General features: G+C 63.8%; 5 protein-coding genes and 1 pseudogene. 2 read left to right on the top strand and 4 right to left on the bottom strand.

Annotation, left to right across the window (positions count from 1 at the left end):
- The 4 genes from mrdA to AC1DWI_RS12240 all read right to left on the bottom strand — a co-directional run.
- Window positions 1–2,060: penicillin-binding protein 2 (mrdA, locus tag AC1DWI_RS12255; protein WP_477724918.1), on the bottom strand; the 2,060-nt coding region annotated here is incomplete at its 3' end.
- Window positions 2,061–2,250: 190 nt separating this feature from the next.
- Window positions 2,251–2,769 carry a rod shape-determining protein MreD gene (gene mreD, locus AC1DWI_RS12250; protein WP_457281704.1) on the bottom strand — a complete coding sequence of 173 codons (519 nt, stop codon included), beginning with the start codon at window positions 2,767–2,769 and terminating at the stop codon, window positions 2,251–2,253.
- Between the two features lie 19 nt (window positions 2,770–2,788).
- On the bottom strand, window positions 2,789–3,709 hold the full coding sequence (gene mreC, locus AC1DWI_RS12245; protein ID WP_457281705.1) for a rod shape-determining protein MreC: 921 nt from the start codon (window positions 3,707–3,709) through the stop codon (window positions 2,789–2,791).
- A 58-nt stretch (window positions 3,710–3,767) separates the two neighbouring features.
- Window positions 3,768–4,811: a rod shape-determining protein gene (locus AC1DWI_RS12240; RefSeq protein ID WP_457281706.1), complete on the bottom strand. Its 1,044-nt coding sequence runs from the start codon at window positions 4,809–4,811 to the stop codon at window positions 3,768–3,770.
- 282 nt (window positions 4,812–5,093) lie between these two features.
- Between AC1DWI_RS12240 and gatC the strand changes: the two genes are divergently transcribed.
- Together gatC and AC1DWI_RS12230 are read left to right on the top strand one after the other, a co-directional pair.
- A complete protein-coding gene (gatC, locus tag AC1DWI_RS12235) occupies window positions 5,094–5,393 on the top strand; it encodes an Asp-tRNA(Asn)/Glu-tRNA(Gln) amidotransferase subunit GatC (protein ID WP_477670255.1) in 300 nt (99 codons plus the stop codon).
- An 8-nt stretch (window positions 5,394–5,401) separates the two neighbouring features.
- Window positions 5,402–5,635, top strand: a pseudogene (locus AC1DWI_RS12230) (Asp-tRNA(Asn)/Glu-tRNA(Gln) amidotransferase GatCAB subunit A); the annotation flags it as partial.

Here is a 5,635-nt window from a genome sequence, read left to right as displayed (position 1 = left end):
GCCGCCGCCATGGGCGGCGGCAGCTTGCTGAGCGCCTCCGCAATCGCCGCCGTCCTGGCCTTGGCGGCAGCGGCAGCCGCGGCGTTCGTGGGGCCGGGGGAAGCGCCTGCTGCGCCGGCCGACAGCTGGCCGGCCACGTCGGCGGCCTGACGCGGCTTGCCGATGGGCGCTGCCGCCAGCCCCTTCTGCACCGCCACCATGTCTTCCTCGCTCGGGTATTGGCCCAGCAGCACATAGTCAAAAACACGCCGTGCAATCGGCGCCGCCACCCCGGCGCCCCAGCCGGCGTTTTCCACGATCACCGCCAGCGCGATCCTGGGGTCTTCGGCCGGCGCAAACGCCATGTAAACAGCGTGGTCACGCTGGTACTCTTCCATCTTGCTGCTGTTGTACTTGTCTTTCTGGCCGATGGTGACCGCCTGCGCCGTGCCGGTTTTGCCGCCGCTCAGGTAACCCGCGCCGGCAAACACGCGGGCCGAGGTGCCTTCCTGGGTAACGCCGACCAGGGCCTTGCGCACGATCGCGATGTTTTCAGCCTTGTAGCCCAGGTTTTCCGGCGCATCGGCCGGTAGCGGGTGCATCACGCGCGTCACCGGGTCCTGCGTGCCGATCACCAGCCGCGGCCTGTGCTTGACACCGTTGTTGGCCAGCACGGCCGTGGCCTGCGCCAGCTGCAGCATGGTGAAAGTGTTGTAGCCCTGCCCGATACCCAGCGAAATGGTTTCACCCGGGTACCACTTCTGGTGCTCCGGCCTTTTATAGGCCTTGCGTTTCCAGTCCTGGCTGGGCAGCACGCCCGTGACTTCACCGCTGATATCGATGCCGGTGATTTGCCCAAAGCCCAGCGGCTGCATGAAGTCGTGCATGGCGTCCACGCCGAGTTCGTTGGCCAGTGAATAAAAGTACACGTTGCTGGACTTCACGATGGCGCGGTACATGTCCACAGCCCCGAGTGCGATGTCGCCGTGGCTGCGGAAGACGTGGCCGCCGAAACTCCAGGAGGCGTTGTCGTTGACGATGAAACTGGCGGAGCGCTTTCCGGTTTCCAGTGCCGCCATGGCCATGAAGGGCTTGTAGGTGGAGCCCGGCGGGTAGGTGCCGCGCAGCGCGCGGTTGAGCAGGGGCTTGTCCAGCGAGTCGCGCAGGTATTGCCAGCTCTCCGTGTCAATGCCGTCCACGAACAGGTTGGGGTCGAACGTCGGCTTGCTGACAAACGCCAGCACGTCGCCGGTCTTCGGGTCCATCGCCACCAGCGCGCCGCGCCGGTCGCCGAACATGTCTTCCACCAGCTTCTGCAGGCGGATGTCCAGCGACAGCATGACGGTGTTGCCGGGCGTGGCCGGGTTGCTGGCGAGTTTGCGCATGGCGCGGCCGCCCGCCGAGGTCTCGACCTGTTCGACACCGGTGGTGCCGTGCAGCTGCTGCTCAAAACTCTGCTCGACGCCGAGCTTGCCGATGTAGTCGGTGCCGCGGTAGTTGCCTTCGTCTTCGCTGCCTTCGATGACTTCTTTTTCTGCCTGGTTGATGCGGCCGATGTAGCCCACCACGTGGCTTCCCAGCTCGCCATACGGGTAGCTGCGAAACAGCCTGGCCTTGATGTCCACACCCGGGAACCGGAAACGCTGCGCCGCGAACCGGGCGACTTCCTCGTCGGTCAGGCGCGTGCGTATGGGCAGCGATTCAAAACTTTTGGATTCTTCGCGCAAACGCTTGAAACGCCGCTTGTCGCGCACCTGGATGTCGACCACCTTTTCCAGTGCGGCAATGGTTTCTTCCAGGTTGTCAACCTTGGAAGGCGTGATCTCCAGCGTGTAGGCCGAATAGTTGGTGGCCAGCACAACGCCATTGCGGTCCAGGATCAACCCCCGGTTGGGCACGATGGGCACGATGGCCGTCCGGTTGCTTTCCGCCTGCTCGTTCAGGTCGGCATGGCGGTACACCTGCAAATACACCAGCCGCGCCGCCAGCAGAGAAAAAGCACACAGCACCSCAAAACTGGCCACCAGCACCCGCGCGCGAAAGCGCGACAAATCGGCTTCAACGTTGCGCAGTTCAGTCATGGCCGTGTGACTCTACAGCCGCCGGAAAGTGCCCACAACCCCGTCCGCTTACCTCTGAAAAGAAAGAGGCGATGCGAAGCGAGCCGAAAAAGGCCAGCATGAGCCGTGGAACCGGCTTCGCCAGGCCGCAGGCGGGCGGCCCCCTCGGGGGGCAGGGAACACACCAAGTGAGTGACCGTGGGGGCCATATCTAGAGTGGTCGATTCTGGTCAGGATCGGGTGCACGGCGCTGCGGCACCAGCAGCAGCACGCTCACCACCGGCCACAGAACGGCCTCTATCAGCGGCGCCAGCAGCATGATCCAGCCCGGGAAAATACCGCCGCCGATCATGCGGATCACCAGCTCCACACCATGCGCCACCGCAAACAGCGGCAGCACCTGCAAGGCCTGCGACGGCACCGTGAACCAGAGCAGGCGGCGATGGATCATGGTGGCAAAAAAGCTCAGCGCCGTATACGACAGCGCATGCTGACCGAGCAGCGAAGACTGGTGCACGTCCATGCCCAGGCCGAACATGAAAGCCACGCCGATGCCGACACGCAGCGGCTGGTGCACGTTCCAGAACACCAGCACCAGGGCCAGGAAGTCGGGCATCCACGGCACGCGGCCCAAGGGCAGCATGTCCAGCAGCAGCGCCGCGATCAGGCTGCACCAGATGAAGACGGGGTTGGCGGGCAGCAGCAGCTGCTGGCCTGATCGCATGATCATGTTGTCACTCCCTGCATGATCATTTCGAAGCCCCCTTCTTCTTGGGCGCGGGCTCGGGGGTGTCGTCGGGCCGCGGCGGGATCTGGCCGGTGCCGGGCTTGACCACGATGACGTGCCGCGCACCCGTCACGAGCGCCTGCGGTGTACAGAAAATTTTTGCGAACGCCGATTCCGCGCGCCGCTCGATGCGGCTGATTTTGGCCACCGGCAGGCCGGCCGGGTAGACGCCGTCGACGCCGCTGGTGGTCAGCAGGTCGCCTTGCTGCACGTCCGAGTTGCTGCCCATGAAGCGCAGTTCCAGGCCGCTGCCCGAAACGGTCGGGTCGCCATAGGCCACGCTGCGCGCGCCTGTGCGCACATTGAGCACCGGAATGGCCAGGTCGCGGTCGACCAGCAAGGTCACTTCGCTGACCAGCGGATGCACGCGGGTGACCTGGCCCAGCACGCCGGACTCGTCCAGCACCGGCGAGCCCAGGTCAACGCCCTGCGCCATGCCTTTGTCGATGATCACCTTTCGGGTGTAAGGGTCCGCAGCGTCGTACAGCACTTCGGCCGCCATCACCGGCGTGCCGAGCTGCTCGCGCAGGCCCATGAGCTTGCGCAGGCGGTTGTTCTCCTGCGTGAGCTGCTCGACCTGGCCGGCACGCAACGATTGCAGCGCGAGCTTGCGGCCGGCTTCTTCGCTGCTGGTTTTGGCCTGGTTCAGGGTGGTGAAATATTCACCGCTGCTTTTGACCGCGCGCACCGGTTGCAACGCCAGCCATTGCACCGGATACAAGGCCGTAGCCAGCGCGGCGCGCACCGGTTGGGTAATGCGAAAACGCGTATCGGCCACCATCAGGAACAGCGACAGCGCGCTGAAAAACACCAGCTTGGACAGCGCCGAAGGCCCCTGTTTGAAAAAGGGCGGCGGGGATCTGTCGAGGGTTCCTAAAGGCATGGTTCGCTGTCAGGCTGGCCCCGCTTCATGCCCGGCGTGCAGCATGAAGTGAAGACGCTTATTCCGAGGTGAAGATGGAACCCAGGCGGTCCATGCGCTCCAGCGCAATGCCACAGCCGCGCACCACACAGGTCAGCGGGTCTTCGGCCACCAGCACCGGCAGGCCGGTTTCTTCGGCCAGCAGGCGGTCCAGGTCGCGCAGCAAGGCGCCACCGCCGGTCAGCATCATGCCGCGCTCGGCGATGTCGGCGCCCAGTTCGGGGGGCGTTTGCTCCAGAGCGTTCTTCACGGCGCTAACGATGTTGTTGAGCGGGTCGGTCAGGGCTTCGAGGATTTCGTTGCTGGAGATGGTGAAGCTGCGCGGCACGCCTTCGGACAGGTTACGGCCCTTGACTTCCATTTCCTTGACTTCGGAGCCGGGGAAGGCCGAACCGATGCTCTTCTTGATGGCCTCGGCGGTGGGCTCGCCGATCAGCATGCCGTAGTTGCGGCGGATGTAATTGATGATGGCTTCGTCGAAACGGTCGCCGCCGACACGCACGCTGCCCTTGTAGACCATGCCGCCCAGCGAAATCACGCCGACTTCGGTCGTGCCGCCGCCGATGTCGACCACCATGGAGCCGCTGGCTTCCGACACGGGCAGGCCCGCGCCAATCGCGGCCGCCATCGGTTCTTCAATCAGGTACACATCGCTGGCACCGGCGCCGAGCGCGCTTTCGCGGATGGCGCGGCGCTCAACCTGGGTGGAGCCGCAAGGCACGCAGATGATGATGCGCGGGCTGGGCTTGAACAGGCTGCGCGGGTGCACCATCTTGATGAACTGCTTGAGCATCTGCTCGGTCACGGTGAAGTCGGCGATCACGCCGTCTTTCATCGGGCGGATGGCCTCGATGTTGCCGGGGACCTTGCCCAGCATGGCCTTGGCTTCGTGGCCGACGGCCTGGATGGTTTTTTTGCCCTGGGGGCCGCCTTCGTGGCGGATGGCGACCACAGAGGGCTCATCCAGCACAATACCGCGGTCGCGTACAAAAATCAGGGTGTTGGCGGTGCCAAGGTCAATGGCCAGGTCGGTGGAGAAGTACCGACGGAATGATTCAAACATATGCAGGAGTCCGGTTGAGCATGAGCAAACTTCGTTGCTCCATCGCCTTTTTATTGATCAAGCAATTATGGGGAAGTTGAGCCAGAGGCGCTCTGAAATCTGCTTCCGGCACCTAAAAAACGCCTAAAGCCCGCATCCAACCCTGATTTCACACCAAAGGCGGGATAATAACGCATCCCCTATAGATCAATAGCTTTAGCCTGCCTGTTTTTTCAGCTTTACACCTCGTTTCAGCCCCTGTTTTCTGGTTTATTTTTCCCGTATTTCCTTMATCCCTACCCCATGGCATTGACACCCCAAGACATCGCCCGCGTCGCCAACCTGGCGCGGCTGGAATTGCGCCCCGACGAAACCGAGCACACCCTGGCCCAACTCAACGGCTTTTTCGCCCTGGTCGAGCAGATGGAAGCCGTCAATACCGAAGGGGTGGAGCCTTTGGCCCATCCAGCGGCCGTGATCGGTGAAGTGGCCCTGCGCCTGCGCGAAGATGTCGCCAGCGAGCCCAACCAGCGCGAAGCCAGCCAGGTGAGTGCGCCCGCCGTAGAGCGCGGCCTTTTCCTCGTGCCCAAGGTGATCGAATGAGCGGCGCCATGAAATCTTCTTCCGCTTCTTCTGACCTCCACGACCTGGGCGTTGCCCAGCTGGCCGCCAAACTGGCCGCCGGCGAAGTCTCCAGCGTTGAAGTCACGCAGCATTTTCTGGCCCGGATCCGGCAGGAAAACCTGGGCGCCTTCCTGGCCACCAGCCCCGACGTGTCGCTGACGCAGGCCAGGGCAGCCGATGTCCGCCTCGCCGCCGGTGTCGGTGCCGGTCGCGGCGGGCAC

This window comes from Polaromonas sp. P3_C2, from assembly GCF_056402675.1.
The sequence above is the reverse complement of the archived record's forward strand: the minus strand, read 5'-3'. Positions and strand labels throughout refer to the sequence as shown.